The organism is Gordonia jinhuaensis (assembly GCF_014639795.1).
Taxonomy (GTDB): Bacteria; Actinomycetota; Actinomycetes; order Mycobacteriales; family Mycobacteriaceae; genus Gordonia_B; species Gordonia_B jinhuaensis.
In genome coordinates, this window is the sequence record NZ_BMGC01000028.1 from 25126 (window position 1) to 50457 (window position 25332).

Below are 25332 nucleotides of genomic sequence, written 5' to 3' on the forward strand. Positions count from 1 at the left end.
ATCGTCATGGTCCCGATCAGCGGCTTCTTCGCCGCACTCGACACCGCGCTGGTGACGGTCTCCAAAGCCCGGGTCGACGATCTGGTGAAGGACGGTCGGGCCGGTGCTGCGACACTCGTCGCGATCCTGCCGCGCCGCGCCAACTACGTTGCGCTCACGGTGTTCCTGCGGGTGGTGTGTGAGGCCATCGCCACGGCCTGCTTCACCGTCTTCACCGTCGCCAACATCGGCGTCGGCTGGGGACTGCTGGTGGCTATCGTGGTCGCGGCGCTGATCAACTACGTGGCGATCGGCATCGGGCCGCGCACACTCGGACGCCAACACGCCTACTCGCTGGCGATCCCGTCGTCGTATCTGCTCAAGGGTGTCGGGGTGCTGTTGGGCCCGTTGACTCGCCTGCTGATCCTGGTCGGTAACGCGATCACGCCCGGCAAGGGATACCGCAACGGACCGTTCGCCACCGAGGTCGAGCTGCGCGAACTGGTCGATCTGGCCGAGGCCCGCGGCGTCGTCGACGCCGACGAACGCAAGATGATCCAGTCGGTGTTCGATCTCGGCGACACGCTCGCACGGGAGGTGATGGTCCCGCGCCCGGAGATGATCTGGATCGAGGCCGACAAGACCGCCGCGCAGGCGATGAGCCTGGCGGTGCGTTCGGGACATTCTCGGATCCCGGTGATCGGCGAGAACTCCGACGATGTCCTGGGTGTGGTGTACCTCAAGGACTGTGTCGAGCAGACCCTTGCCGGCAATCAGGAGGCGCGGGTACTGGTCGCCGACCTGATGCGCCCCGCCGAATTCGTGCCCGACACCAAGCCACTCGACCAGGTCCTCGCAGACATGCAGCGCATCCGTAACCACATGGCCCTGCTGGTGGACGAATACGGCGGCATCGCGGGCCTGGTCACCATCGAGGACGTGCTCGAGGAGATCGTCGGGGAGATCAACGACGAATACGACTCCGACGAGCCCGCACCCGTGACCGAGACCGAGCCGGGCGTGTACCGGCTCTCGTCGCGGCTGCCGATCGAGGACCTCGGCGAACTCTTCGATGTCGAGATCGACGAGGAGGATGTCGACACCGTCGGCGGTCTGGTCGGACTGATCCTCGGACGCGTTCCGCTACCGGGTGCGCGAGTGGAGAAGGACGGCATCGAACTGGTCGCCGAAGGCGGTACCGACCGCAAGGGACGGCTGCGCATCACCTCGGTCATCGCCCGTCGGGTGCCCGGCGTGGATGACGACACGGATTCGGCCTCGCGTAAGTCCGGCGGAAACACGACGAGCGGCGATCGTGTCGCGCAGCGCGACGGTTCGGATGCCGATGACCACAGCGGATCGAGCGAACCGGCCCGGAAAGGGTGAGACGATGAGGCGGATGGGACGGCTGGGGTGACGGCGGCGCGCCGAGTCGGGTAGGAATTGACTATTCAGTGGTGTCGCCGGACGGGTGAGCCCACAAACGAGAGGACCCGCTTGGTGCCGTCAGAGGCGCTCGATCCGCAGGACGCGAAGCTGATCACGCTGGCGCGCGGCGCACTCGCACGCGCCGAGGCGTCCTCGGCGGCAGCTGTGCGCGACATCGACGGGCGTACCTACGCCGCGGCCGAGGTGGAGCTACCCTCGCTGCGGTTGTCGGGTTTGCAGGCCGCGGTCGCGGCGGCGGTCTCCTCCGGCGCACCCGGACTCGAGGCGGCGGTGATCATCGGTGCCGACGCCACCGACCCCGGGGTCGCTGCCGTCACCGAACTCGGCGGACCCGCGGCGTACGTGCTGATCGCCGACGTCCGCGCACAGGTGCTCGACCGCATCGGTGGTGACCGATGAACCCGGACTTCCCCTTCGAGATCGACCCCGGCTTCCGTTCGGGATTCGTGTGTTTCGTCGGCCGCCCCAACACCGGCAAGTCGACGTTGACCAACGCGCTGGTCGGCGACAAGATCGCGATCACCTCCAACCGTCCGCAGACCACCCGGCACACCATCCGCGGCATCGTCAATCGTCCTGACGCCCAACTGATCCTGGTCGACACCCCAGGTCTGCACCGACCGCGCACCCTGCTCGGTCAGCGACTCAACGATCTGGTCCGCGACACCTACACCGAGGTCGACGTGATCTGCGTGTGTATCCCTGCCGACGAGCCGGTGGGCCCCGGCGACCGGTGGATCGTCTCGCAGGTGACGTTGATGGCGCCGTCGACGACGATCGTCGGGGTGGTGACCAAGATCGACCGGGTCACGCCGGATCGCGTCGCCAAACAGCTTCTCGCGCTGTCGGAACTGCTCGGATCCGACCATGAGGTGGTGCCGGTGTCGGCGCGCACGGGTGAGCAACTCGACGTCCTCGTCGACGTCCTGGTCTCGAAGATGGAACCAGGGCCCGCGTTCTACCCCGACGGTGAACTCACCGACGAGCCGGAGAACGTGCTGATGGCGGAGTTCATCCGGGAGGCCGCACTCGAGGATGTCCACGACGAGCTCCCGCATTCGCTGGCCGTGGTGATCGAAGAGGTGATCCCGCGCGAACAGACCAATCCGGATCTCCCGCCGATGGTCGACGTCCACGCGATCCTCTACGTCGAGCGCGACAGCCAGAAGGGGATCGTGATCGGCAAACGCGGTGCGCGACTCAAAGAGGTCGGGACGAAGGCGCGCACGCAGATCGAGAAGCTCTTGGGCGCCCGGGTCTACCTGGACCTGCACGTGAAGGTCGCCAAGGACTGGCAGCGTGATCCCAAACAACTCGGGCGACTCGGATTCTGAGATGAGTCGGGTTCTCCAGATGATGCCGCCCGCACGAGCGGTCACTCATCCCCGGACGGCGCATGAGCAGTTCGCGAACGGAGGCAGTCGATGACGGGTGCAGGTTCAGGGCGCGGCGACGGGTCCGACCACACCGACGGGTCCGACCACACCGATAGGCCCGACCACGCCGACGGGCCCGATCGGTCGGAGCCGTCGGTGATCGATGCCGAAATCGTCGATCTGCCCGGTCACGATGAGCACGACCGACCCGCAGACACCTCCGATGCCGATTCGGGCACCACAGACGTCGCCCGCGCCGGCGAATATGACGGCGGCGAATATGACGGCGGCGAACACGGCGGCGGCGAACACGGCGGCGGCGAACACGGCGGCGGTCTGGACCGGCCGGGTGAGCACCGGGCAGACCTCAACCGGGTCGACGACCACCTCGTCGCCGAGGAGGCCTACCGCGACCGGGCCGCCGAGGGCGCCGATGTGTCCGACGGTGAGCGGCAACCCGCCCATCGTTTCCACGTCGAGCAGGGGATCGAATCGGTCGCCGACCTGTTGCGGTCGTGGACCTTCTGGCTCGCGCCGATTCTCGCCGTGCTCGCGGTGATGACGATCCTCGGCGTGTCCTACATCAGCGCGATCGTGAACCCCGAGCACAACCTGCACGACTTTCACATCGCGTTGGTCAATCAGGATGTCGGTGGCAAGACGGGTATCACCCCCGACGCTCCCGAGGCGAACTTCGGCAATCAGGTTGCCGACGGCATCGTCGCCGGCACCAAGGGCACCGGCGTGATCATCGACCGGACGAGCATCGGCGACGCCTTCGACCGACTCGACCGCGCCAAGGCCTACGGAGTGGTGATCATCCCCTCCAACTTCACCTCCTCGACGGTGATCTTCGGGGCGTCGGCATTGACCGAGATCTCCCCGCAACCACCGATGGTCGACATCCTCTACGACCGTCGACAGGGTGCTTTCGCCTCGTCCATCACCCAGACGTTCTCCCGAACTGTGCAGAAGACCGTCAACGAGCAGTTCGGCCAGCAGCTCAGTGCCACCGTGCGCGAGCAGGCGGGCAACGCCCCGATCTCCGGCGCTGCACAGCTGGCTCTGTCGCAACCGGTGCGCTTCGAGATCACCGAGGCCAACCCGCTACCCGACTCGGCGTCGGCCGGACTGACGGCCTTCTACTACACGATCATGGTGTTGCTCGCGGGGTTCACCGGCGCGATGGTGGTGCACACGATCGTCGACTCGACAGCGGGCTTCACCCCCTACGAATTCGGTCCGATCTATCAGTTGCGCAGCAGACGGCCGATGTCGCGGTGGGGCGTCCTGATGGCCAAATGGCTGATGATCTGGGTGGTCGCGGTGCTGCAGTCGACGCTCTACATAGCGGTCTGCAAGGCGGTGGGTATGTACATGCCGAATGTCTTCGAGTTGTGGCTGTACTCGGTGCTGGCCATCACCGCGATCGGCTTCACCGCGATGTCGGTGAGTGCGGTGTTCGGTCCGCCGGGCCTGATCCTCAACCTGATCTTCTTCGTCATCCTCGGTCTGCCCGCCTCCGGCGGCGCGTTGCCACTGCAGGCCAGTCCGCGATTCTTCGGTGTGATCGCCCATGTCGAGCCGATGCACCAGGTGTATCTGGGAGTCCGTTCCATCCTGTTCTTCGACGGCAGCTTCGCCGCGGGACTGGGGTCGGCGCTGATCATGACCGTGGTGGGTCTGGTGTTCGGCCTGCTGTTCGGTCTGATCGGCACCAAGTACTTCGACCATCGTGGCTGGGACCGGCTGCCGGGCAGCTTCGAGCGCAACACTGGCCACAGGGGTAAAGGCCACCGCGGGCGCCGCGAACCCCGCGGGCACGCCGCGGAACACGCCGACAGCGCGGACGAGACCGCCGCGGAGCACGCCCGTCACCGACGGCTGCCCGGACTGCGACGCGCTGAACGGATCGGTGCCGAGTCGCAGTGATCTGCCGCGGCGGTGACACAATGACGCTGTGCGTGTCTACCGGGATCAGGCAGTGGTGGTGCGCCAGCACAAGCTGGGCGAGGCCGACCGCATCATCACGCTGCTGACCCGCGAGCACGGACTGGTCCGCGCCGTCGCCAAGGGCATCCGCCGTACCCGATCGAAATTCGGCGCCCGACTCGAACCCTTCGCGCATGTGGATGTGCAGTTGTATCCGGGCCGCAACCTCGACGTGGTGACCCAGGCGGTGAGTATCGAGTCGTATGCGTCGGCGATCGTCGGTGACTACGGCCGCTACACCACCGGATGTGCGATCCTCGAGACCGCCGAACGGCTCGCCGGCGAGGAACGCGCACCGGCTGATCGACTCCACCGTCTCACCGTGGGTGCGCTGCGTGCCGTCGCGGCGGGTGAACGCGAACGTCAGCTCGTCCTCGACGCCTTCCTGCTCCGGGCGATGGACTTCGCCGGCTGGATGCCGGCGCTGGAGTGCTGCGCGCGGTGCGGACAGCCCGGCCCTCATCGGGCGTTCCACGTCGCAGTCGGCGGCTCGGTGTGCGTGCACTGCCGCCCTCCCGGCTCGGCGACACCCTCACCCGGGGTTCTCGACCTGATGGACGCCATGTACCGGGGACAGTGGGAGCACACCACCCAGGCGAGCGCGTCGATGCGCAGTCAGGCCAGCGGGTTGATCGCCGCGCATCTGCAGTGGCATCTGGAACGCCAGCTGCGCACACTGCCGCTGATCGAACGTGCCGAGCCCCACCGCAGGGACACCGACGAATCCAAGGTCGCCGGGAGCGCCTGAGCCTCGCTCCGCGACGGTCCGCGACAGCGGAGACCACCGATGTCCGTATCGTTGGGGCGACCAGTTGTCCGCCGACCAGATGCCCATTGCATCTGCGCCCGGCGCCACGGCGAAAGGATGCCCGGTGATCATGCGACGCGGCGGCGCACGCTCGGCCGACGGGAGCGACCCGACCACCAAGTCCGTTCGCCCACCCGACCCGCATCCCTCCGGTGCGGTCGCGCCGGTGTTGCCGCGCGAACTCGTCCCGCGCCATGTCGCGCTGGTGATGGACGGCAACGGACGCTGGGCCACCGACCGCGGACTCCCGCGCACCGAGGGACACAAGCGCGGCGAGGCCGTGCTCATGGATGCGGTGTGCGGTTGCATCGAGATGGGCGTCGAATGGCTCTCGGCGTATGCCTTCTCCACCGAGAACTGGTCGCGCAGTCCCGAGGAGGTGCGCTTCCTGATGGGCTTCAACCGCGATGTCATCCGCCGCCGACGCGACGAGATGAACGAGATGGGTGTGCGGGTCCGGTGGGCCGGTCGCCGTCCGCGACTGTGGCGCAGCGTGATCCGCGAGCTCGAGGTGGCCGAGGAGCTCACCCGCGACAACACGGTGATGACCCTGACGATGTGCGTGAACTATGGCGGACGAGCCGAGATCGCCGACGCCGCACGGGAGATCGCACGACGGGTGGCCGCCGGTGAGATCGACCCGGAGCGGGTGGACGAGCAGATGCTCGCTCGCCACCTCGACGAGCCCGACATGCCCGACGTCGACCTGTTCCTGCGGCCCTCCAGCGAACAACGGATTTCCAACTTCCTGCTGTGGCAGTCGGCCTACGCCGAATTCGTGTTCCAGGAGAAGCTGTTTCCCGATTTCGACCGCCGCGACCTGTGGGCCGCCTGCGTCGAGTACGCCGCGCGTGACCGCCGCTTCGGCGGCGTCAACGAACCGCTGAAGCAGGGTGGCGCCTGATGGGTGAGGCTTCTCGCGTCGACCTCGGCGGTGATCACGGGCCTGAGCGCGACGAGCCCGCCGAGGTGCTGATGGCCCGGCTGGGGAGGTTGCTCTCCGAGGTCGCTGTCGTGGACTCGATGTCCGACGGCGCGATCATGGTCGACTTCCGGGGGACTCGGGCGATCGTCCGGTCGCTGACGCTGGCCGACGGACTCGACGTGCTGTCGCTAACACAGGTGGTGGCCTGGGATCTGCCGAACACCGACGCGCTGCGCGACGACATCGAGCGGTTGGGTTCGGAACTGAACTTCGGCGCACTCAAACGCAGCAGCGCCGCCGACGTCACCTGTGATGTGCTGCTGCACTACACATTTCCGGGCGGGAATCTCACCGACCTCGCGTTGCTGACGCTGGTCCACATGGTGCTCGCCTCCGGTGTCGACCTGCATGAGGCACGGACCGGCTAGGTCGAGTCGGTGGCCTCGGGTTCAGTCGGTGGCCTTAGGTTCGGTCGGCTGCCGTGCAGTGCCCGCAGCGGCCGAAGATCTCAACGGTGTGGCTGACGTCGGTGAAACCGTGTGTGCGTGCGACGTCGCCTGCCCAGCGCTCGACCTCGGGAGCTTGGATCTCCACGGTGGTCCCGCAGTCGCGGCACACCAGGTGATGGTGATGGCCGGTGGAGCAGTGGCGATATTGCGACTCGCCGGCGTCGGTGCGCAACACGTCGATCTGGCCGGCATCGGCCAACGCCTGCAGATTGCGGTACACCGTGGTCAAGCCGATCGACTCGCCGTCGGCGCGCAACTGTTCGTGTAGCTCCTGGGCCGAGCGGAACTCGTCGCTGCGGGAGAGCGCGGTCGCGATGGCGTCGCGCTGGCGGGTGGAGCGTACCGCCGTCGCCGGGCGAAGGCCGGTCGCCGAATCGGCGGCTGCGGCACCCTTCCGGGATCCCGTGGTGCTCATCGCTGCTCCTGTGTCGTCTCGGTGCGGTCGGCGTCGTCAGCGTGTGTGTGCTGAGTGCCGCGAACCGTCTCCTCGGCGTGGGCGACCGCGTCGGAGACGATATGGGCGAGATGCTCGTCGGCGAGGTGGTAGACGATCTCGCGACCTCGTCGGGTCCCGGTCACCACGCCCGCGGACTTGAGCACGCGCAGATGCTGGCTGACCAGCGGCTGGGTCACACCGAGTGCGCCGACGAGCTCGTGGACGCACTGCGGGCGCTGGTCGAGCTGGAGTACGAGTCCGATGCGTACGGGCGCCGCCAGCGCCCGTAGGAGTTCGCCGGCCGCGGCGATCGTGGTGGCGTCGGAGCCCGCGTCGGTCGGCATCATCGTGCGTCGGCCCACATCGCTCGCGGTTGTCCCATGCCAGTGCGCCCCTTCGTCCGTGATTAACGGTAACCATTTTCATATTCATGAGCACGCATGTCAATGCCGGGCAACTACCCGGGGTCTCGGCAGGGGGGCACGGTAGGCACACGCCGCCGGCGGCACCGGACCGCGGCGGAGGTCGGTCGGTGCTGCGGTTAGGCTGTATCGGTAGCACGTGTGCAGGTCGGGTGGCGTCCAACGCTGACGACCAGCCGCCGTCGCACGCCCAACACCTTCGATCACAGACCTGGAGTGAAGAACCACCGTGGCCTCCAAGACCAACCGCGTCGATACCGTCGTCAACCTCTGTAAGCGCCGGGGACTGGTGTACCCGTGCGGCGAGATCTACGGCGGTACGAAGTCGGCCTGGGATTACGGCCCGCTCGGCGTGGAGCTCAAGGACAACATCAAGAAGCAGTGGTGGCGCAACATGGTCACCAGCCGCGACGATGTGGTGGGGCTGGATTCGTCGGTGATCCTGCCGCGTCAGGTGTGGGTGGCCTCCGGTCACGTCGACGTGTTCAACGATCCGCTGGTGGAGTGCCTGAACTGCCACAAGCGTCATCGTCAGGACCACCTGCAGGAGGCCTACGCCGACAAGAAGGGGATCGATGACCCCGACTCGGTACCGATGACCGAGATCGTGTGTCCCGACTGTGGCACGAAGGGTCAGTGGACCGCGCCGCGCGACTTCAACATGATGCTCAAGACCTACCTGGGACCCATCGAGTCCGAGGAGGGGCTGCACTATCTGCGTCCGGAGACCGCACAGGGCATCTTCATCAACTTCAAGAACGTGATGACCACCGCGCGCAAGAAGCCGCCGTTCGGCATCGGGCAGATCGGCAAGAGCTTCCGCAACGAGATCACCCCCGGCAACTTCATCTTCCGCACCCGCGAGTTCGAGCAGATGGAGATGGAGTTCTTCGTCAAGCCCGGCGAGGACGAGCACTGGCACCAGTACTGGATCGACTACCGCCAGCAGTGGTACCTCGACCTGGGCATCGACCCGGACAACATCCGCCTCTACGAGCATCCGAAGGAGAAGCTCTCGCACTACTCCAAGCGCACCGTGGACCTCGAATACCGCTTCGAGTTCGCCGGCAGCACCTGGGGTGAGCTCGAGGGTGTGGCCAACCGCACCGACTTCGACCTGTCCACACACACCGCGCATTCCGGCGAGGACCTGTCGTTCTTCGACCAGGCGACCGGTGAGCGCTTCACGCCGTACGTGATCGAGCCCGCGGCCGGCCTCACACGGTCGCTGATGGCCTTCCTCGTCGACGCCTACACCGACGAGGAGGTGCCGAATGCCAAGGGCGGCACCGACACCCGCACGGTGCTCAAACTCGATCGCCGACTGGCGCCGGTGAAGGCCGCGGTTCTCCCGCTGTCGCGCAACGAGCAGCTCTCGCCGAAGGCCAAGGCTCTGGCCGCAGAGCTGCGCCAGTATTGGAACGTGGAGTTCGACGACGCCCAGGGCATCGGCAAGCGCTACCGCCGTCAGGACGAGATCGGCACCCCGTTCTGTGTGACCGTCGACTTCGACACCCTCGACGATCAGGCCGTGACGATCCGCGAACGCGACACCATGAAGCAGGAGCGGGTCGCGCTCGACAAGGTTCGGGAGTACCTCGGCGCGGCCCTCCCGGGCTGCTGAGACGCCCGCGTCGACGAGCCGGCTGCCACGCGAATCCGTCAGCGGGTCGGGTGGCGTGAGCGCTCGCAGGCGGGCTGCTCGGGCGATTTGCGTGTTCGAGGCGCCTCCGGTGACGGGCACGCTTGCTTCGCCGTCCCTGACCTGCGATCTTTGATTTACAGTTGTTGATGAGTTGCACGTGGGAGTGCGTCCGCGGCGTGGTGCCGCCCGGCAGGTGGTCGGGCGGGACACCCGCGAAAACCGAGGGAGTGGGTTGTAGTGGCAGATGACGATCAGGACAGCAACGGCGCGTCGGTGTCGGGCAAGGTTGTCCACTATGACGCTCACCGTGGATTCGGTTTTCTCGCACCGGATTCCGGCGGCGCAGACGTGTTCCTGCATATCAACGACATCGACATCGACGAGGGGCTGCTGAAGCCCGGAGCCGAGGTCAGTTTCGACGTGGAGGACACCGACCGCGGCGCCAAGGCGGTCAATGTGACCGTCACCGGCGAGGCGCCCGCCTCGGCGGCCCCGCGTGGCGGCGGGCGGCGTGACGAGCACCGCCGCGACGATCACGGTGGCCATCGACCGGCCCGCGGACCGCGGCGCTCCGGCGGCGGCGATGCGATGGACGCCGACGATTTCACCGACGAGCTGACCGAACTGCTGCTCGACTCCTCCGACGCGCTCACCGCAGGGCAGATCATCGCGATCCGCCGTCGCGTCGTGGACTTCGCCATTGCACGGGGATGGGTGTTTGACTAGTCAGCAACCCACTGCCGCACCGCTGCGGCCGGCCGACTACGACGCGGATTCACTCGCCCGGGTGGTCCCGGAGCCACCCAAGACCGCCAGCCTGCCCGGAACGCGCACCGATCACCGCAGTGACTTCGCCCGTGACCGTGCGCGGGTGTTGCACTCGGCCGCACTGCGGCGTCTGGCCGACAAGACCCAGGTCGTGGGGCCGCGGGAGGGTGACACACCGCGGACCCGGCTGACCCATTCGCTGGAGGTCGGTCAGATCGCACGCGGCGTCGCGATGGGTATCGGGGCCGACCCCGACCTCGCCGAACTCGCCGGCCTCGCCCACGACATCGGGCATCCGCCCTACGGGCACAACGGTGAGCGGGCGCTCGACGAGTTCATCAGCGAGCACGGCGGATTCGAGGGCAACGCGCAGAACCTGCGCATCCTCACCCGACTCGAACCCAAGATCCTCGACGCACACGGTAGGAGTGTGGGGCTCAACCTCACGCGCGCCTCGCTTGACGCCACGGTGAAATACCCGTGGGCGCGTGAGGCGCCAGAGCGCAAGTTCGGCGCCTACGCCGACGACATGGGGTCGATGTCCTGGCTGCGCCTGGGCGCCACCCCGGGTCATCAGTGCGTCGAATCGCAGGTGATGGACTGGTCGGACGATGTCGCCTACTCGGTCCACGATGTTGAGGACGGCGTGATGGCCGACCGCATCGACCTGCGCTCACTGGGCGATCCCAGCGATCAGCGTGCGCTCGCGGCGATCGGCATCAGCGAATTCCACGTGCTCGACGAGAACGCACTCATCGAGGCGGCGCAGCGGCTCTCCGCGATGGACATCGTCGCGGCGGTCCGTGGGTACGACGGCACTCTGGCGCAATCGGTGGCGCTCAAACGTCTCACCAGCGAGCTGGTCGGCAGGTTCGCCTCGGCCGCCATCACCGGGACCAGGGCGGTGGTCGGCGAGGAGCCGATCAACCGTTATGTCGCCGATCTGCACGTGCCGCCGGAGATCGTCGCCGAGGTGGCGATCCTGAAAACGCTTGCGTTGCGCTACATCTTCTCCAATGAGCGCCACCGATCACACCAGGAACGTCAGCGCGATCGCATCCATCGCGTGGCCGCGTGGCTGATGCAGGCCGCACCCGGTGGGCTCGACCCGCTGCTGGTCCCCGCATGGGAGTCCGCCGCCGACGACGCCACCCGGATGCGCGTGATCGTCGATCAGATCGCGTCGATGACCGAGGGACGCCTCGAACGCACCGACAAGCAGAACTCCGGGGCACAGGCGCACCTCGGCTGACTTGGCGCGGGGGCACCGGGCACGTCGGGGCGAGGATCTAGACTGGGCTGATGCCAGGCCGAATCCCCGATCGCGACATCTCGGCGATTCGTGAGCGTGTGCACATCGAGGACGTGGTCGGCGAGTACGTGGCATTGCGCCGCGCGGGTGCCGACAGTCTGAAGGGTCTGTGCCCCTTCCACGACGAGAAGTCCCCGTCGTTCCACGTGCGGCCGAATCACGGCCACTTCCATTGCTTCGGGTGCGGCGAGGGCGGCGACGTCTACACCTTCCTGCAGAAGCAGGAACACATCTCCTTCGTCGAGGCGGTCGAGCAGCTCGCCGACCGGATCGGCTACCGCATCAACTACGAGGGCGGCGGCACGTCGGTGGTGCGCGACCGCGGCACGCGCGCCCGCCTGGTCGCCGCGAACGCCGCAGCGCAGAAGTTCTACGCCGAACAACTCAACACGCCCGAGGCTGAGGTGGCGCGTCGGTATCTGACCGAGCGAAACTTCGACGCCGCGGCGGCGCTGCGGTTCGGGTGCGGGTACGCACCCGCCGGGTGGGACATCATGACCAAGACGCTGTTGTCGCAGGGGTTCGAGTTCGCCGAGCTCGAGGCCGCCGGGCTCTCGAAGCAGGGGCAGCGCGGACCGATCGACCGATTCCATCGGCGGCTGCTGTGGCCCATCCGCAATCTCGCCGGCGAGGTCATCGGTTTCGGTGCGCGCAAACTCTTCGACGACGACAAACTCGGCAAGTACATGAACACACCGGAGACGTTGCTGTACAAGAAGTCTCAGGTGCTCTTCGGTCTCGACCATGCCAAGAAGCAGATCGCCAAGGGGCATCAGGCCGTCATCGTCGAGGGATACACCGATGTGATGGCCATGCATCTGGCCGGGGTCACCACCGCAGTCGCCGCGTGTGGCACGGCTTTCGGTGAGGATCATGTGTCCCTGATCCGCCGGCTGATGATGGATGACTCGTTCTTCCGCGGCGAGGTGATCTTCACCTTCGACGGCGACGAGGCCGGAAAAGCAGCCGCGCTCAAGGCATTCGAGGGTTCGCAGTCGGTGGTCGGTCAGACCTTCGTGGCCGTCGAGCCGCGCGGGATGGATCCGTGTGAGTTGCGGCAGGCCGACGGTGACGCCGCGGTACGAGACCTCATCGCGCGCCGAAAGCCGATGCTGGAGTTCGCGATCAAGTCGATGATCGACGACGAGCGGGTGTCGACACTCGAGGGTCGTATCGACACACTGCGCGAGGCGGTTCCGGTGGTCGCGTCGATCAAGGACCCCACATTGCGTGACGCCTACGCCCGGCAACTGGCCGGCTGGGTGGGCTGGGACTCCGAGGCCCAGGTGATCAAGCGGGTGCGTGACGAGGCCAAAGCCGGGCGTGGCAAGGCGGGGCGATCCGAGCGAGGGCGCGGACCCGTCGCCGGTGAGGCCCATGACACCGGCCGTGCCGCGTCGGTCCGTTCCGTGTCCGGCGGTGCGTCAGGATTCGTGCGGCCCGCTCCGACCAATCCGCGACTGTGGCCGCAACGCGAGGCGCTCAAGGCTGCGCTGCAGTATCCCGCGATCGCAGGCACGGTCTTCGACTCCCTGCCGGTGGACTGCTTCACCGATGCCGCGTACGCGTCGATCCGCGCTGCCATCACCGAATGCGGCGGCACGTCGAGCGCGAGTGGCGGTGTGGAGTGGGTGGAGGCCATCAGCACGGGCGTCGGTGGCGGTGACGCGGGCTCGCTGGTGACCGAACTCGCCGTCGAGGCGCTCCCGGTGTCGGAGGACATGATCCCCAAGTACATCCAGGGGGTGCTCGCACGCCTGCAGGAGGTGTGGGTGGGTGATCAGATCGCCGACATCAAATCCAGGCTGCGCAGGATGTCGCCCGGTGACGATCCCGATGCATACAACGCGATCTTCGGTGACCTGGTGGCGTTAGAGGCCTACCGGCGCAGTCTGCTGGAGCAGGCTGTGGCCAGCGACGCCGGCTGAGCGGGTCCGGGGCGTCACATGGGCGTCACCCCTCAGCGGCCGGTGATGCGGTGATCTCGATACCGACCGGCGCGTGGGTGTCGGCCACGAGGAACAGGCGTCCATCGCGTCGCGCCGTGATGTGGCCGCCCGTGACGGTCACGTGGAAGCCGTGCGGAAAGTCCACCGCGGGGACAGCCACCTCGGTGGGTGTGCGGGCGTCGAACCACCCGGTCCCGTCGCCGCGCCGGGGTGTCCACGCGGCGGTGTAGGTGCCGGTGCCCGGCACCCGCCGGGTGCGTAGCGGTGTGCCGGCGACCGCCCGCACGTGTGGTGCCGCGAGGATCGCGAGTTTGGCGGTGTTCACGTCGTCGGGTCGGACTGGTCCCGGGCGCTGGGGGTGGCCGACGATCCCCTGTGCGTCGCGATCCTGAGTGGTCGGATCGCTGCAGTCGCAGTAGGCCCAGTACTGCCAGCCGACCAGATGTGCGCGTGCGGCGTCGGTGATCGCGCGCAGCGTTGGTGCGTCGTCGGTCGCGCCGAACTCGGTGAGCAACGATCCCACGTGATCGTCGAGCGCCGCCCGGTCGGCGTTGGCGAAGGTGCGACCGTCGAATGGTGCGCATCCGGTATACGAACCGAGCAGCGCGGCGACGGGGCAGTAGTCATGCCAGCTGAGCGCCGCGTGCGCGGTACCCGTCGGGCGTGCCGGGCGGATGTCGATGCCGTCGTTCCAGATGGAGTACGGCTCGTAGAAGCTGATCGCATCAGGATCGGCCGCTGCGATCGCGGTCGACACCGTCGAATTGAGTACGTCCAGTCGTTCCCGGGCGGCCGAACATGCCCCCAGGGTGGCGACACAGCCGAGATATGCACTGCCCGGCCACGGTTCGTTGAGCAGGTCGTAGCCGAGGATTCCCCGCGCGGGACGCAGATGCGCCGCCACGTGGTGCCACATCGCGGCGAACCGGTCGACGAGTCCTACCCCGCCCGGGCCCCTGCGGTTGGCCAGGAAGTTGTCGTAGGCGCGCAGCAGGCCGGCGTTGACCGCTTGGTTGGCCGGAAAGCCGACCCTGGGTTGGTCGGGGAGTCCGTCGTCGAGAACGGCCCAGTCTGGGGCGAATTCGCCCTGGAACCGTTCGTTGTACATATCCTGATGTGCGTCGTCGACGAGTGTGGAGATACCTTGTGAGGCAAGCAGATCGATCGTTCGCCGGATCGAGGCGAGGTAGGTGTCGTCGTAGTGACCCGGGCTGGGTTCGATGGCTTTCCAGATGATGCCGAGTCGAACAGAGTCGAAGCCGTTGGTGGCGAGCCATCGAACGTCGTCGAGGTTGAAACCGACGCCTTCGGCGGTGTAGGGGGAGTGCTTGTTCACCAGGTTGACGCCCGCGGAGAGGACAACCCGGCCGCTGCCGTCCACGAGCCACCGACCCGACTGGCCGAAGTGTCCACGATCGACTATCGACGCCGGTTCCGGTTGCCCGGGAACGGCATTCGCTGTTCCCTGGGATGTAATGGCGAGGAGTGTGAGTACTAGGCCGATCGCGGAGACCACTGCAGTCACGGCACTGTTTCGGGTTTCGCGCACCGCTGTCCCTCCTCGACGGATGTCGCGCGTCACCGCGGTGCCGAATGCACGGGGAGTACGCCGATCACCTACTACCGATCAGGTGTACGGTAAGCGACCGTGCGTGAACTCGCAGCACGATCGCGCAGATCGGCGAGCTCAGTCGGCGAGGAATTCCAGCGCCATCGGGGTGGCGAGGTCGGCGCACTCGTCGAAATAGGCGTGGCGGGCCGAGTCGAAGATGTGCGTGCGTGAGTCGGGGATGCGCCCGGCGAGGATGTCGGCATTGACCGCCGGTGCCATCTCGTCATCGGACCCGTGCAGGATCAACGTGGGGGCGGCGATCTGCGAAAGGTGTTCCCACGCATTGTGGGTGTTGCTGGCGTAGAGATGGGAGCGTCGCGCCGCGTCGGTCATGTGCGGGTCGCCGAGCACCGTGTACGGTCCGGGGTTGTTCGCCTGCCACTGCGGTGTGTACATCAGATCGACCAGCGCTCGAGTGGCGCCCGGGCCGCTGAGCAGCCGGCGGATCTCGGCGCTGCGCTCGACCGCATGCGCGCCGCCGCACGTGCTACAGCCGAGGATCAGCCGCCGGACACGCTGCGGGGCTTTCACCGCGAGCCATTGTGCGGTGCGGCCACCCATGGACGTGCCGTAGACGTCGAAGCGTGTGATCGCCGGTGAATCCATCACCGTCAGAGCGTCATCGGCGAACATCATCGTGGTGTAGTCACCGGCAGGCGAGTCGCTGCCGCCGGTGCCTCGGTAGTCGAAGGTCACGGTGGTGTGCTCGCGCTCGAGGTCCGCGCGGACTCTGTCCCACCAGTGATGATTGTTGGCCTGCCCGGGCATCAACAGCAATGCCGGACCGTGGCCGCGGACCTGCACGGCCAGGCGGGTGCGGTCGGCGGTTCGGGTGATCTGATGATATTCGAGCATCGCCCCACCAGCCTGCCACGAACCGGTTCGCCGGCATTGTGTTCGCAGCTACCCGGTTTAATGTGGGACAGTGCGGCTCTGGGTGCTCACGACCCGACGCTGCTGCCGCCGACCGAGGTGGTGGCGCAGGTGCTGGGCGCGGGGAGGCCATCGAAGCGTGCCGTGAACCATGTGACGGCCATCGGTGCCCAGAGTTGCATCGCGACAGAATGACTCGCCCAGGGGATCTCGATCATCTCGACCTGGCGGTCGGTGGCGCAGTAGCGGTGTACCAATGAGCGTACGTCGCCGGTGACCATGACCTCGTCGCCCGCGCCGATCCCCGGCTTGTGTCCGTTGGTCCCAGTCAGGTCCCCGCCAGAGCCTTCCACCACCATCAGCGGGATCGTGGGCGTCGGTTGGCGGGCGAGGTCCACGCGGTCGGTGATGTCGACCAGCGCGCTCGCCTTGTCGAAGGACGCGTATTCGGGTCGGGCGATATCGCGCCACGTCAGCAGCGGGTAGCGATAGATCACATCGGGGATGGCGTCGTCGGACAGCGACGTCATCAGAGCGCGGCCACGCGCGTTGAGGTACTCGGCGGGGTCGACGTGGTACGCGCGGGTCAGTCCCTTGATTGCCATCATCGCCACCCCCACCCATCCGAGACTTCCGTCGACGTACTCGAGATTGCGCCTCGGGGTCACGAAGACACCTCCGGTGGTGGCCCCGACCAGTCGACGGTTGACGTCGGGCGCGTATGTCGGTGCCAGCGACGCGGCCCATCCCGTGGCGATCGATCCGCCGGAGTAGCCCATCAGTGCGACGGGGGTCGAGGCGGTGATCCCCGTGGTGGTCGTCCGACTGGCGGCCCGTATCCCGTCGAGGGTCATCGCGGCATATTCGGGACCTGCGCCGAAGTCCGCATGAGGTCCCTCGATGTCGGAGACGATGACGGTGTAGCCCGCCCCCACGAGATCGGCGAGAAAGCCTGCCTCCGCGGCGTTCAGCGCACCGCTGAAGGAGATCCTGCCGGCGATCATCCGCGACGGCGAATCGTCGGGATTCAGTGAGTCGTAGATGGAGTTGTAGGCGACGGCACGTGGATGTGCCTGCTGCACAAGGGGATGCAGGATCGACGTGGCGTTGGCGACTGGATGTCCGAGCGCGTCGATCGAGCGATACATCAACTGCGACACCCTGATCGGGGTCGGTATCCCGGCCAGGTGGTAGACGATCTCACGTGTCCGGAGAACGTCACCCGGATCGGCGTGATCGATCTGCTCCTGGGGAACGGTGAAGAATGTGTCGGGCGTCGCGTACGCATCAGGAGCGCGACTGATCGTGAGTGCCAACGCGAGTGTGGAGGCGAGGGTGGCAATGAGTGTCCGACAGGACAATCGCATCACGACGGTCACAGCTTGTACCCCCGACTCTCGACGAGCAATGTTGGTCACCCCAGCGACGCGGTCAACGTAGCACCCGACACTTCCCGTAACCCGTGTTGTGCTGCGGTTCATAAATGCCGGTGACATGTGGTCGCACCAGCGAGGACGATGGATTGATGAGATCGCGAAATGGTATGTGCCGCACAGTAAACGAAATTCTCGTCTGCGCTCCTCGGCGTGTGGTGGGGCGGGTGGGGCTCGAACCCACGACCAGCGGATTATGAGATCGTTTCCGACCCTGCGCTATCGGTCAAATATGCGGCCTGAGCAGCGAGTTAGCGCTCGTCAGTGCGAGCCATAGGCAGCCCGAAATCGGCGAACACCACCCCACTGCCCCCCACCCCAGCAGAGATTGATGGTCTTCCAGAGAAACCGCGAGCCCCGACCCGGCCAGGTCGAGGCTCGCTCGGCGGAAGACGAGAGACATGCCAGATATCGACGCCGCCGTTGTCCCCAGTTTAGCGGGCAACGGTGCATTCAAGCACGTGGTCACCGGAGTGGACGGCCGGAGCCGAAGTGAGAGCGGGAGCGCCGAAGGGAGGGACCGGCCGAAGGCCGCATGCCCGACCGAAGGCGCGGGAGCGGAAGCGCAGGCGGAGGCCGGGAACGCAGGTGACGGGCCGCGAAGCGGCCCTCTTGGTAGTACTCAGAGTTATTGCTGGGGGCAACGCGATAACCCATCCGACTTGGAGGCCGGCGACGAGTCAGCCGCGGCCTATATCGAGGGAGATTCGGCGTATCGGCGACGTGTTCGATGGGCTGCACGAGCGGTGTTGTGGAAAGCGTCCACCCTGAAGTCGGTGCGCATGTGCGGTCGCTACTTGCACTCCGATGCAATGGAAATGGATGCGTTTCGTCGTCGCGACTCAACCTTCGTGGGCAGTGGAGTTCCGGTGAAGGTGCGTTCACTGCCATCTGGTCGTGTAGCGGGGTACGGAAACCTCGTGACATGCGGGAGTGTGTGGGCTTGTCCGCGATGCTCCGCTGTGATTGCTGCGGCGCGGTCCGCTGAGGTTGGGCGAGCTGTACGCGAGTGTCACCGACAGCGAGGAACGGTCTATTTTCTAACACTGACGCTCCGGCACCGCGACTCGGACCGACTGGTGGACCTGTGGGAGATTCTGTCGAAGGGTTGGCGCTCTACCTTCGGAAGTGTCGGATGGACGGGCCGCTCCGAGCGGGAGAGAACGCGCGAGGGGCGATCGTGGATCGAGCCAGCGATTTTGGGTGATAGGGACCGTTTCGGCGTCGCCGGGTATGTCCGCGTCCTAGAGACGACGGTCTCGCGACCTGGCGCCGGCGGCCACGGGTGGCACCTTCACGCACACGTGTTGCTCTTCCTCGCGGGAGACGCCAGTGACGGCATCCGCGAAGATGCTGGCGAAGTTCTCGGGTCCCTGGGCTTCCAGGGAGTCTGCGATCGGGAATGGCTTGGGTGCGCGGCGATGGCAGCACGGATCGCGACACGCTGGACGGCAGGTGTGATGAAGGCGGGGGGACGAAAGCCGGGATCGGTTTCGGTTGACCTGTGCAAGGTTCGTGATGAAGGCGCAGAGTTCATCGGGGGGTATCTCGCAAAGTCAACTCTGGACCACGCTGCGAAGATCGGCGCAGAAGTCGCAGCTGGAACCGAGACCAAAGTAGCTGCGAGGCAGAATCTTTCGCCGTTCGAGGTTCTGCGGGCGGTTACGGAAGGCGTGGACGCTCGATCTTTTGGAATCCGCACACCGAGGCGATGGCAAATAGTTGAACTTGAAGATCAGACCATCTGCATGGTTGACCTGGACACCAATGAGGTCACACGTATCAGCCCACCTGGCCTATGGGCGCTCTGGACAGAATGGGAACTGGCTTCACTGGGTCGGCGGCAGATCGTGTGGGGACGTGTTCGGCCTGGGCCGTTGGGCGACTTATGGGCGCAGATTGTTGCTGCTCGTGGGCAGACCGCGACTTCGGACGATGAAGCGATTGCGGCTACCGACCTGAACGGCGAGACGCTAGGCGAGATTAGTCGCGCCGGGTGGTATCGAATGATGGTTTGGCGCCCTTCCTGGCTGGTTGAGGCATTGGAGGCAGCAGAGGGCGACGATGGGGCAAGTGCCACGGCTAGGTGGATGAGTGATCGCGGTGTGGAGTACCGCTCCAACTAGATGTCAAGCACCGACACGCGCACCATGAATGGTCTGAAACTTGTCAAGTAGTTTGACCTGGCACTTTAGAAGTCAGCAGCCGATGACTGGCATTGATCGGCCAGAATGTCGGACGCAGCGTGTAGAGTCATGCTTGCTGAAAGTACGAATCCCCGACCGTCGGGTTAAGCCGCCTGGCCGGGGATGCGTTCTGAATTTGCAATGCCACTTGCGTATCAGACGCTACACCGGCGGTGCCATAGCTGCCAAAGATGCAGATGGCGCGGCGGTTTGTTGATGAGGAAGACTTTCAGCAGAGAGGAACCGTCATGGCTGCGAAGTCGGGTTCCAGCAAGGGTACTCACGCAAGGAGTGCTGTCACCGGACGCTATGTGTCAGATGCATATGCTCGGAGGCACCCCAAGACTACGGTCGTTGAACACGATCGTAAGAAGCGGTAGTACCTAGCCTCGGTGGGGCCACGCTTGTTTCGCGTGGTCCCACCGTTGGTTATGTCTCCCCCCTGAAGGGAACGCCAATGGGCAGTGCCGCTGGCCCCGCTGGCAGGCTCAGGGTCCTTCTTGCAAAGTAGTCAGTTTGGGCAGGAGTCGCGGGGTGTAGACGGAAACGTACGCGACCAGCGTCGTTTCTCTCAGGAGGCTCCTGCCCGATCTGCCATACTCCCACGACCCAGCCGGCAACGACAGCAACCAACGCTTCGCCGACGAGTTGGTCGGGCCATGCGACTTTCCACCACCCGCGTACGGCTTCGATCTTGGCCTCTTCGGGCCAAGTCTCGTTCCATCCGATCTGTCGGTCTCCGTCGTGCGATGGTCTACCCATGCGGCAAACGAGAGCGCCGAGTCTTGGGGGCATAGCGACGGGTCTCCGACTGGCGAGTTCCGTCACTTCATCCTCGATGAAAAGCGTTGTTGCACCCGACTTTTCGGAATGAAGAACGGAGGTATCCACCAACTTCGACAGCGTTGCGCGACTGATGTTCAGCTTCTCAGTTACCTGGCCGGTGGTGAGCACGGGCGCGTTCGCTGGCATGACCTTGACGTTACTTGGTGCGTGGCGTATAAAGAAACGTGCATCCCCGGCCAAGCAAGGCGAAGTACGGCGGAGCAAGTGTATAAAGAAACGTTTGTTTCATGATACGGAGGTGGCTATGTCAGAGATCACGAGGGCGACGGTGGTGGTCGACCCTGCGCTGGTGCAATTGGTCGGGACGGGCGGCGTGGGCCGCGAACGCGCGCTATATGTTGACGGCAAGCGCCAGGACGCGCCGATGAAGACGTCAGGCGGCGCAACGATTCGCCGTTTGAGTGGCCTGGCGGTCTCAGTGGGCGGCGTCGGCTATGACGGTGCGGATGTCGAGTCGACGACGCCGCTGGAGGCCGTCGACGCGGGCGTCATCTATCGCGCGGAGGGGCATTGCGAAGTGCGGTTTCGCGCCGAGGGTCGAGCTGGATTCGGAGATGGAGGTCCGCGAGGAGTACTTCGGACGACTCTGTTTGTCGAGCGTGTCACGCCTGTGGGGTCGATAGCCGATGTACTGTCGTCGGTGGGCGCTGGGGGGCGTAGCAAATGATGCGCGAACCGCTAGTCTTGGCCGCCCAGTGGGCGTGGAATCATGGCACTATTCTGCAATTTCTGGGCCATTTCGTCTGGATGAGTTTTCCGGTGGTGTTCTGATGCGAACTGCCGAAGAAATGGATTGGTCGCTGACCGCACGCGAGAAAACTCTGATTGAAGCGACAATGGGGCGATTAATCCGATATCACGGATGGCCGATATCGGATGAATGGGGTTATTGGTGGGTCAGAGATATCGATGATGTCACCATTCCGGAACTCGATTATTCTCCGGAAGAAATTGCACGCTGGTGGGCAGATTTTGCGGTGCAGGACGGTAGCGTCGCGGGCTACGAGGCTGATCATCGGCGCGTATATGTAGCGGTGGACCTCAATCCTCAGCAATTGAGGGAGGCCCGGTGATCAACGTCGCAGCGGTCGTAGATGATGGAATTTTGCTCGAAGATCGAGATTCTTTGTGGCGCCGGTGGTTGTCAGTCGAGGACGCCAAACATCTGATTGAAGAAATCCGACTAAATCTCGGATTAGGTGAGGAGTAAATATGCTGGATATCGTAGCGTGTGCGCATCCGAAGTGGCCGGAATACTTGCAAATTGTCGCGACCCCCGACGACGATCTTGAAATCGAGATGTGGATCGAATTTTACACAGAATCGGAAAAATCGATTACCGAACAAATTCGAGAATTGTCTCGGCAGCTACCACGGTACGGGGACCGACTCGATCAGGCATGCCGGAATGTGGACCCAAAGACCGGCGCACCCGGACGGCTGCACACCACCCAACTGCGCTACCAGTTGGAACAGGTAGTCGGCAGCCTACTGCCAGCGGGTGTCGAGATTGCGAACGTATCGTGAGTTATCTCGACAATTTGGCGCGATCGATTCGCATGGGCAAACCGACCAAAGTCGACAAACGAGCAGATGTCCGTCAATGGGCGGCGCAGGAGAAGCGTGCAGCGCGACGTACGGCAGTCCTCGCGTGGTGTCGAGCACACCCGTATGCGACGGTGGCGGCAGCGCTACTCCTCACCTGGCTGCTGACCTCTCGCGTGACCATGCTGCTGCTAGCGTTCGTGGTCGCGGGGGTCGGAGTGTGGCGTCGGCGCGAGCGGAACCATGCGGAGGATAGTCGGCGTCAACAGCAAGTAGAGACGCTGGGTGGAGAAGCGAATTACATTCTAGCGCAGTCAATTTGGTATTCATGGGCACATGTAGCCGTCGACTGCAAGCTCGCTCGGCGTCGCACCAATGTGGACGGTATCGGCGTGGCCGCCGCGGTCAGTGCAAGTCTTGACCCGCATGCGCGGGTGCGTGAGCAAGCGTACGGCAACTGGGCGGACTGGGAGGTGCCGCAACTGCGGCAGATCACGAGACATCCGCTCGGACTCGCGGTCTCCGTGCAGCTCTTGCGGGGCCAGACCGAAGCGGATTTCGTGCGGACCGCGAATGCTATCGCGGCTTCGTGGAAGGTGGACGAAGTACGCGTTGAACTGGCCGAGCCCGGTGTTGCGCAGTTGTTGGCGGTGTTGCTCGATCCTCTTGCGGCTGGCGCGGAACTCTCGATGGGAGCTGTGCCCGCTGGTGACTTGGAGGGAGTGAGGATCGGTAGACGTGAGGACGGCACGGACTTGATTTTCCCACTTGACCAGGTGTCGTCCGTGGTCGGCGGAGTTCCGAAGGCTGGCAAGTCCGTAATCCTCAACATGGTCTTGGCAGGCGCCGCGTTCAATCCATGCATCCAGGTAATCGGCATCGACTGTAAGCGCATGGTCGAATTTCATGATTGGGCGCCTCGTCTGTCCGCATCAGCGGGTGATCAGGAGTCCGCGCTAGAAGTGCTCGAACGACTGGATCAACTCGGCATCTCGCGGCTTGATTCGTTGCGCGGATCCGGATTCAAGAGTGTTTCTCGACGTGGGTACACCGATGAAGAGCCGTTGATAGTGGTGGTGATTGACGAGTGTGCTGAACTTTTTGACCCATCAGTCGATCGAAAGCAGGCAGGAGCGCTGGTGAGTCTCGTGTCGCGTGGTGTGCGGCTATTCCGGGCCGCTGGGATCGTCTATGTTCTTGCCACGCAGAAGCCAACTGCCGATGTGCTTCCGTCGATTATCCGGGACAACTGCTCGAATCGTGTTGCAGGGCAATGTACTACGCGTGAGCAGGAAGCCGCGATTCTCGGTCCGATGCCGGATGAGGGCTGCGCGGTATCGGCTGTCACCATGCCTCGGCGCCCGGGGATGGTGGTGGTGTCCGATGACGCGGGCAGGCGCATGTACGGGCGGTCGGATTTCATTTCGGAAGAGGTGGCGGCGGCTATCGCACAGGCGTCGGCCGTCTACCGCCTCCCCTTCTTTGAGATGGCAGAGACGGCGGTCGCCAACGATCTCCGACAACCATCGACAGTCATCTCGGGAGGAGACAAATGAGGAACGACGAGTGCTCGGCTATGGGTTGCGCTGAGGGCGCCAGCGTAGACGATCATGGCAAGCTGATTGCGCTGATTCGCCGAGGTGAAGACGGTGGTATTCCATTAAGGGACAACGGTGTTGATCTGTTGTTCTGCACCGAGCATGCGGAGCATTTCCTTCGCCACTGGGCAGGATTACTTGCGCTCACCGATGCATCAAACCAACAGATTTATGTGATTACTGGTTTGACGCTGGAAGAACATCGCGCATTGCTGGCTGACTCGATTGGTGGCCTGGTGACCAGACGGGAGCGTCGGCCCGATACAGAGCGCACTCAAGGCTGCGGCGTGGGGTCAAGGGGCACCGAAGGTGATCCGCGAAGCGGACGCGGTAGCGCCCTTGACGCGGCGTCGACGGCGGAGACAATCGGCGGATCGGGCCAACGTGGAGGTAAGACGGATGGCTGACACTCGAACACGCGACCTCCGGGACACCAAGGGAGCAGCGGACTACCTCGGTATCGGAGAACATCGGCTGCGTTCGTGGCGGGTCCAGGGCACTGGACCGGCTTACCTCAAGCTCGGTCAAGCTGTCCGGTATGACGTGAGCGATCTCGATGAGTGGCTCGATGCCCAAAGAGTCGACCCGGCGGAGAACCGCCTGGTAGCGCGAAGAAGTCGGCCAGGAATCGCTCGGCGGTGATCGAGAAGCGTGGCGCCGGCTATCGCGTGCGGTTGTATTACCGGGGGCAGCACCTGGCTTCGCGCACGTTTCGGCGTAAGGCCGACGCTCAGGTGTGGGAGCGGCAGCAGAAGGACCGTCTGGCGCTTGGGACGTGGGTTGGCCAAGATGACATTGACGCGACTGTTGCCGAGTGGGCGGAGCTACTGGATTGGGCGTCGGGAACCCCTTCGACTGTGGCAAGGCGTAAGGGCATATGGGACAAGTGGGTGAACCCGAAGTGGGGTCGCCAACCGGCTACGCAAGTGGCGCCATCGGATGTAGCGACTTGGGTGAGTTCGATCGTTTCGCAACGTTCGGTGTCCACGGCGCGGCAGTCGCTTGGTTTGTTGCGGCAGGTGCTCGCGATACCTGTGAATGACGGGGTCATGGCTCGTAACCCAGCAGAAGGGGTGCGGTTGCCGCGGGCGCCGCGTTCGGAACCTCGGCCGCTGACCCACGATCAGTTATGGGCTTTGGTGGCTGCCCTTCGAGACGAGCGAGACCAATTGATGGTTCTAACTGCGGGTTACGGTGGTCTGAGGTGGGGCGAGCTGACTGCATTGCAGGTTGGTGATTGCGGGAGGTCTGCAACTACGATTCGGGTGCGCAGAGCGTATTCAGACGTTGGGGGCAGGATGCACCTCGGTGACGTGAAGGATCACGAAGCTAGAACTGTTCCGTTACCTGCCTCGGTTGCTCGAAGACTTAGTGACTACGCGAGGAGGGTCATCGGTTCGACTGCGCCAGAGTCGACGCTGTTGTTTTCTGCGGCGAATGGTGAACCTCTAAGAAATAAGAACTGGCGACGAGATCGGCTGACACCAGCTGCGAAGTCACTGAAGCGAACAGTTACACCCCACGAACTGCGAGACACAGCGGCGTCACTCGCCATCGATGCGGGAGGGGGCTGGTGCACGAGTAGGTGACATCTGATCTGGCTTGCCCTGCCGGGCGGCCTGGAAGGATGCCAGCTGTGCCCAAGCCCTATCCCCAGGAGTTCCGCGAC

The 25332-nt window shown here is 64.9% G+C and carries 24 protein-coding genes; 19 read left to right on the top strand and 5 right to left on the bottom strand.

All coding sequences use genetic code 11. From position 1 onward, the window contains the following. The first annotated feature begins 6 nt into the window (after positions 1 to 6). From IEW22_RS15420 to IEW22_RS15450, 7 genes are all read left to right on the top strand, one after another. Entirely contained in the window at positions 7 to 1365 is a 1359-nt protein-coding gene (locus tag IEW22_RS15420) for a hemolysin family protein (protein WP_188587534.1), read from the top strand. Between the two features lie 114 nt (positions 1366 to 1479). Beyond that, entirely contained in the window at positions 1480 to 1827 is a 348-nt protein-coding gene (locus tag IEW22_RS15425) for a cytidine deaminase (RefSeq protein ID WP_188587510.1), read from the top strand. Continuing rightward, positions 1824 to 2762 carry a GTPase Era gene (era, locus tag IEW22_RS15430; protein WP_188587511.1) on the top strand — a complete coding sequence of 313 codons (939 nt, stop codon included), beginning with the start codon at positions 1824 to 1826 and terminating at the stop codon, positions 2760 to 2762. The genes IEW22_RS15425 and era overlap by 4 nt, the downstream gene beginning before the upstream one ends. A gap of 90 nt (positions 2763 to 2852) precedes the next feature. Next, a complete protein-coding gene (locus IEW22_RS15435; RefSeq protein WP_188587512.1) occupies positions 2853 to 4736 on the top strand; it encodes a YhgE/Pip domain-containing protein in 1884 nt (627 codons plus the stop codon). Between the two features lie 28 nt (positions 4737 to 4764). Continuing rightward, the gene (gene recO / locus IEW22_RS15440) at positions 4765 to 5544 is read left to right on the top strand and encodes a DNA repair protein RecO (protein ID WP_188587513.1); all 780 of its coding nucleotides are present in this window, start codon (positions 4765 to 4767) and stop codon (positions 5542 to 5544) included. A 130-nt stretch (positions 5545 to 5674) separates the two neighbouring features. Next, complete coding sequence (locus IEW22_RS15445; RefSeq protein WP_188587535.1) at positions 5675 to 6508, top strand: isoprenyl transferase; 834 nt, start codon at positions 5675 to 5677, stop codon at positions 6506 to 6508. Continuing rightward, positions 6508 to 6957 (top strand): hypothetical protein, encoded by a 450-nt coding sequence (locus tag IEW22_RS15450; RefSeq protein ID WP_229742764.1) that lies wholly within the window; start codon positions 6508 to 6510, stop codon positions 6955 to 6957. Before IEW22_RS15445 ends, IEW22_RS15450 begins: the two co-directional genes overlap by 1 nt. A gap of 34 nt (positions 6958 to 6991) precedes the next feature. Here the strand turns inward: IEW22_RS15450 and IEW22_RS15455 are convergent, their stop codons facing one another. Together IEW22_RS15455 and IEW22_RS15460 are read right to left on the bottom strand one after the other, a co-directional pair. After that, positions 6992 to 7453 (bottom strand): Fur family transcriptional regulator, encoded by a 462-nt coding sequence (locus IEW22_RS15455; protein ID WP_188587514.1) that lies wholly within the window; start codon positions 7451 to 7453, stop codon positions 6992 to 6994. Then, on the bottom strand, positions 7450 to 7821 hold the full coding sequence (locus tag IEW22_RS15460) for an ArsR/SmtB family transcription factor (protein ID WP_188587515.1): 372 nt from the start codon (positions 7819 to 7821) through the stop codon (positions 7450 to 7452). The genes IEW22_RS15455 and IEW22_RS15460 overlap by 4 nt, the downstream gene beginning before the upstream one ends. A 304-nt stretch (positions 7822 to 8125) precedes the next feature. Here IEW22_RS15460 and IEW22_RS15465 point away from each other — a divergent pair, with 304 nt between their 5' ends. From IEW22_RS15465 to dnaG, 4 genes are all read left to right on the top strand, one after another. Further along, positions 8126 to 9520: a glycine--tRNA ligase gene (locus tag IEW22_RS15465; protein WP_188587516.1), complete on the top strand. Its 1395-nt coding sequence runs from the start codon at positions 8126 to 8128 to the stop codon at positions 9518 to 9520. A gap of 258 nt (positions 9521 to 9778) precedes the next feature. Beyond that, complete coding sequence (locus IEW22_RS15470) at positions 9779 to 10267, top strand: cold-shock protein (protein WP_188587517.1); 489 nt, start codon at positions 9779 to 9781, stop codon at positions 10265 to 10267. Between the two features lie 22 nt (positions 10268 to 10289). After that, positions 10290 to 11561 carry a deoxyguanosinetriphosphate triphosphohydrolase gene (locus IEW22_RS15475; RefSeq protein ID WP_373284211.1) on the top strand — a complete coding sequence of 424 codons (1272 nt, stop codon included), beginning with the start codon at positions 10290 to 10292 and terminating at the stop codon, positions 11559 to 11561. Positions 11562 to 11611: 50 nt separating this feature from the next. Beyond that, positions 11612 to 13549 carry a DNA primase gene (dnaG, locus tag IEW22_RS15480; RefSeq protein ID WP_188587519.1) on the top strand — a complete coding sequence of 646 codons (1938 nt, stop codon included), beginning with the start codon at positions 11612 to 11614 and terminating at the stop codon, positions 13547 to 13549. 25 nt (positions 13550 to 13574) lie between these two features. On the opposite strand, the gene IEW22_RS15485 is transcribed toward dnaG, so the two are convergent. The 3 genes from IEW22_RS15485 to IEW22_RS15495 all read right to left on the bottom strand — a co-directional run bounded on the left by IEW22_RS15485 (position 13575) and on the right by IEW22_RS15495 (position 17434). Further along, complete coding sequence (locus IEW22_RS15485; RefSeq protein WP_229742766.1) at positions 13575 to 14906, bottom strand: glycoside hydrolase family 5 protein; 1332 nt, start codon at positions 14904 to 14906, stop codon at positions 13575 to 13577. Positions 14907 to 15257: 351 nt separating this feature from the next. Next, entirely contained in the window at positions 15258 to 16037 is a 780-nt protein-coding gene (locus tag IEW22_RS15490; RefSeq protein WP_188587521.1) for an alpha/beta fold hydrolase, read from the bottom strand. Between the two features lie 86 nt (positions 16038 to 16123). Next, positions 16124 to 17434 (bottom strand): lipase family protein, encoded by a 1311-nt coding sequence (locus IEW22_RS15495; RefSeq protein WP_229742768.1) that lies wholly within the window; start codon positions 17432 to 17434, stop codon positions 16124 to 16126. A 1475-nt stretch (positions 17435 to 18909) separates the two neighbouring features. On the opposite strand from IEW22_RS15495, the gene IEW22_RS15500 reads away from it, so the two are divergent. The 8 genes from IEW22_RS15500 to IEW22_RS20605 all read left to right on the top strand — a co-directional run bounded on the left by IEW22_RS15500 (position 18910) and on the right by IEW22_RS20605 (position 25252). Next, on the top strand, positions 18910 to 19614 hold the full coding sequence (locus IEW22_RS15500; RefSeq protein ID WP_188587522.1) for a hypothetical protein: 705 nt from the start codon (positions 18910 to 18912) through the stop codon (positions 19612 to 19614). Positions 19615 to 20764: 1150 nt separating this feature from the next. Further along, on the top strand, positions 20765 to 21187 hold the full coding sequence (locus IEW22_RS15505) for a hypothetical protein (RefSeq protein ID WP_188587523.1): 423 nt from the start codon (positions 20765 to 20767) through the stop codon (positions 21185 to 21187). A 28-nt stretch (positions 21188 to 21215) separates the two neighbouring features. Next, positions 21216 to 21593 (top strand): hypothetical protein, encoded by a 378-nt coding sequence (locus tag IEW22_RS15510; RefSeq protein ID WP_188587524.1) that lies wholly within the window; start codon positions 21216 to 21218, stop codon positions 21591 to 21593. A 139-nt stretch (positions 21594 to 21732) separates the two neighbouring features. Next, complete coding sequence (locus IEW22_RS15515) at positions 21733 to 22047, top strand: hypothetical protein (RefSeq protein WP_188587525.1); 315 nt, start codon at positions 21733 to 21735, stop codon at positions 22045 to 22047. Further along, positions 22044 to 23621: an FtsK/SpoIIIE domain-containing protein gene (locus IEW22_RS15520; protein ID WP_188587526.1), complete on the top strand. Its 1578-nt coding sequence runs from the start codon at positions 22044 to 22046 to the stop codon at positions 23619 to 23621. The genes IEW22_RS15515 and IEW22_RS15520 overlap by 4 nt, the downstream gene beginning before the upstream one ends. Further along, positions 23618 to 24070: a hypothetical protein gene (locus IEW22_RS15525; RefSeq protein ID WP_188587527.1), complete on the top strand. Its 453-nt coding sequence runs from the start codon at positions 23618 to 23620 to the stop codon at positions 24068 to 24070. The genes IEW22_RS15520 and IEW22_RS15525 overlap by 4 nt, the downstream gene beginning before the upstream one ends. Further along, complete coding sequence (locus tag IEW22_RS20600; RefSeq protein WP_188587528.1) at positions 24063 to 24305, top strand: helix-turn-helix transcriptional regulator; 243 nt, start codon at positions 24063 to 24065, stop codon at positions 24303 to 24305. The genes IEW22_RS15525 and IEW22_RS20600 overlap by 8 nt, the downstream gene beginning before the upstream one ends. Positions 24306 to 24397: 92 nt before the next feature. Continuing rightward, positions 24398 to 25252: a tyrosine-type recombinase/integrase gene (locus IEW22_RS20605; RefSeq protein ID WP_373284212.1), complete on the top strand. Its 855-nt coding sequence runs from the start codon at positions 24398 to 24400 to the stop codon at positions 25250 to 25252. Positions 25253 to 25332 lie beyond the last annotated feature (80 nt).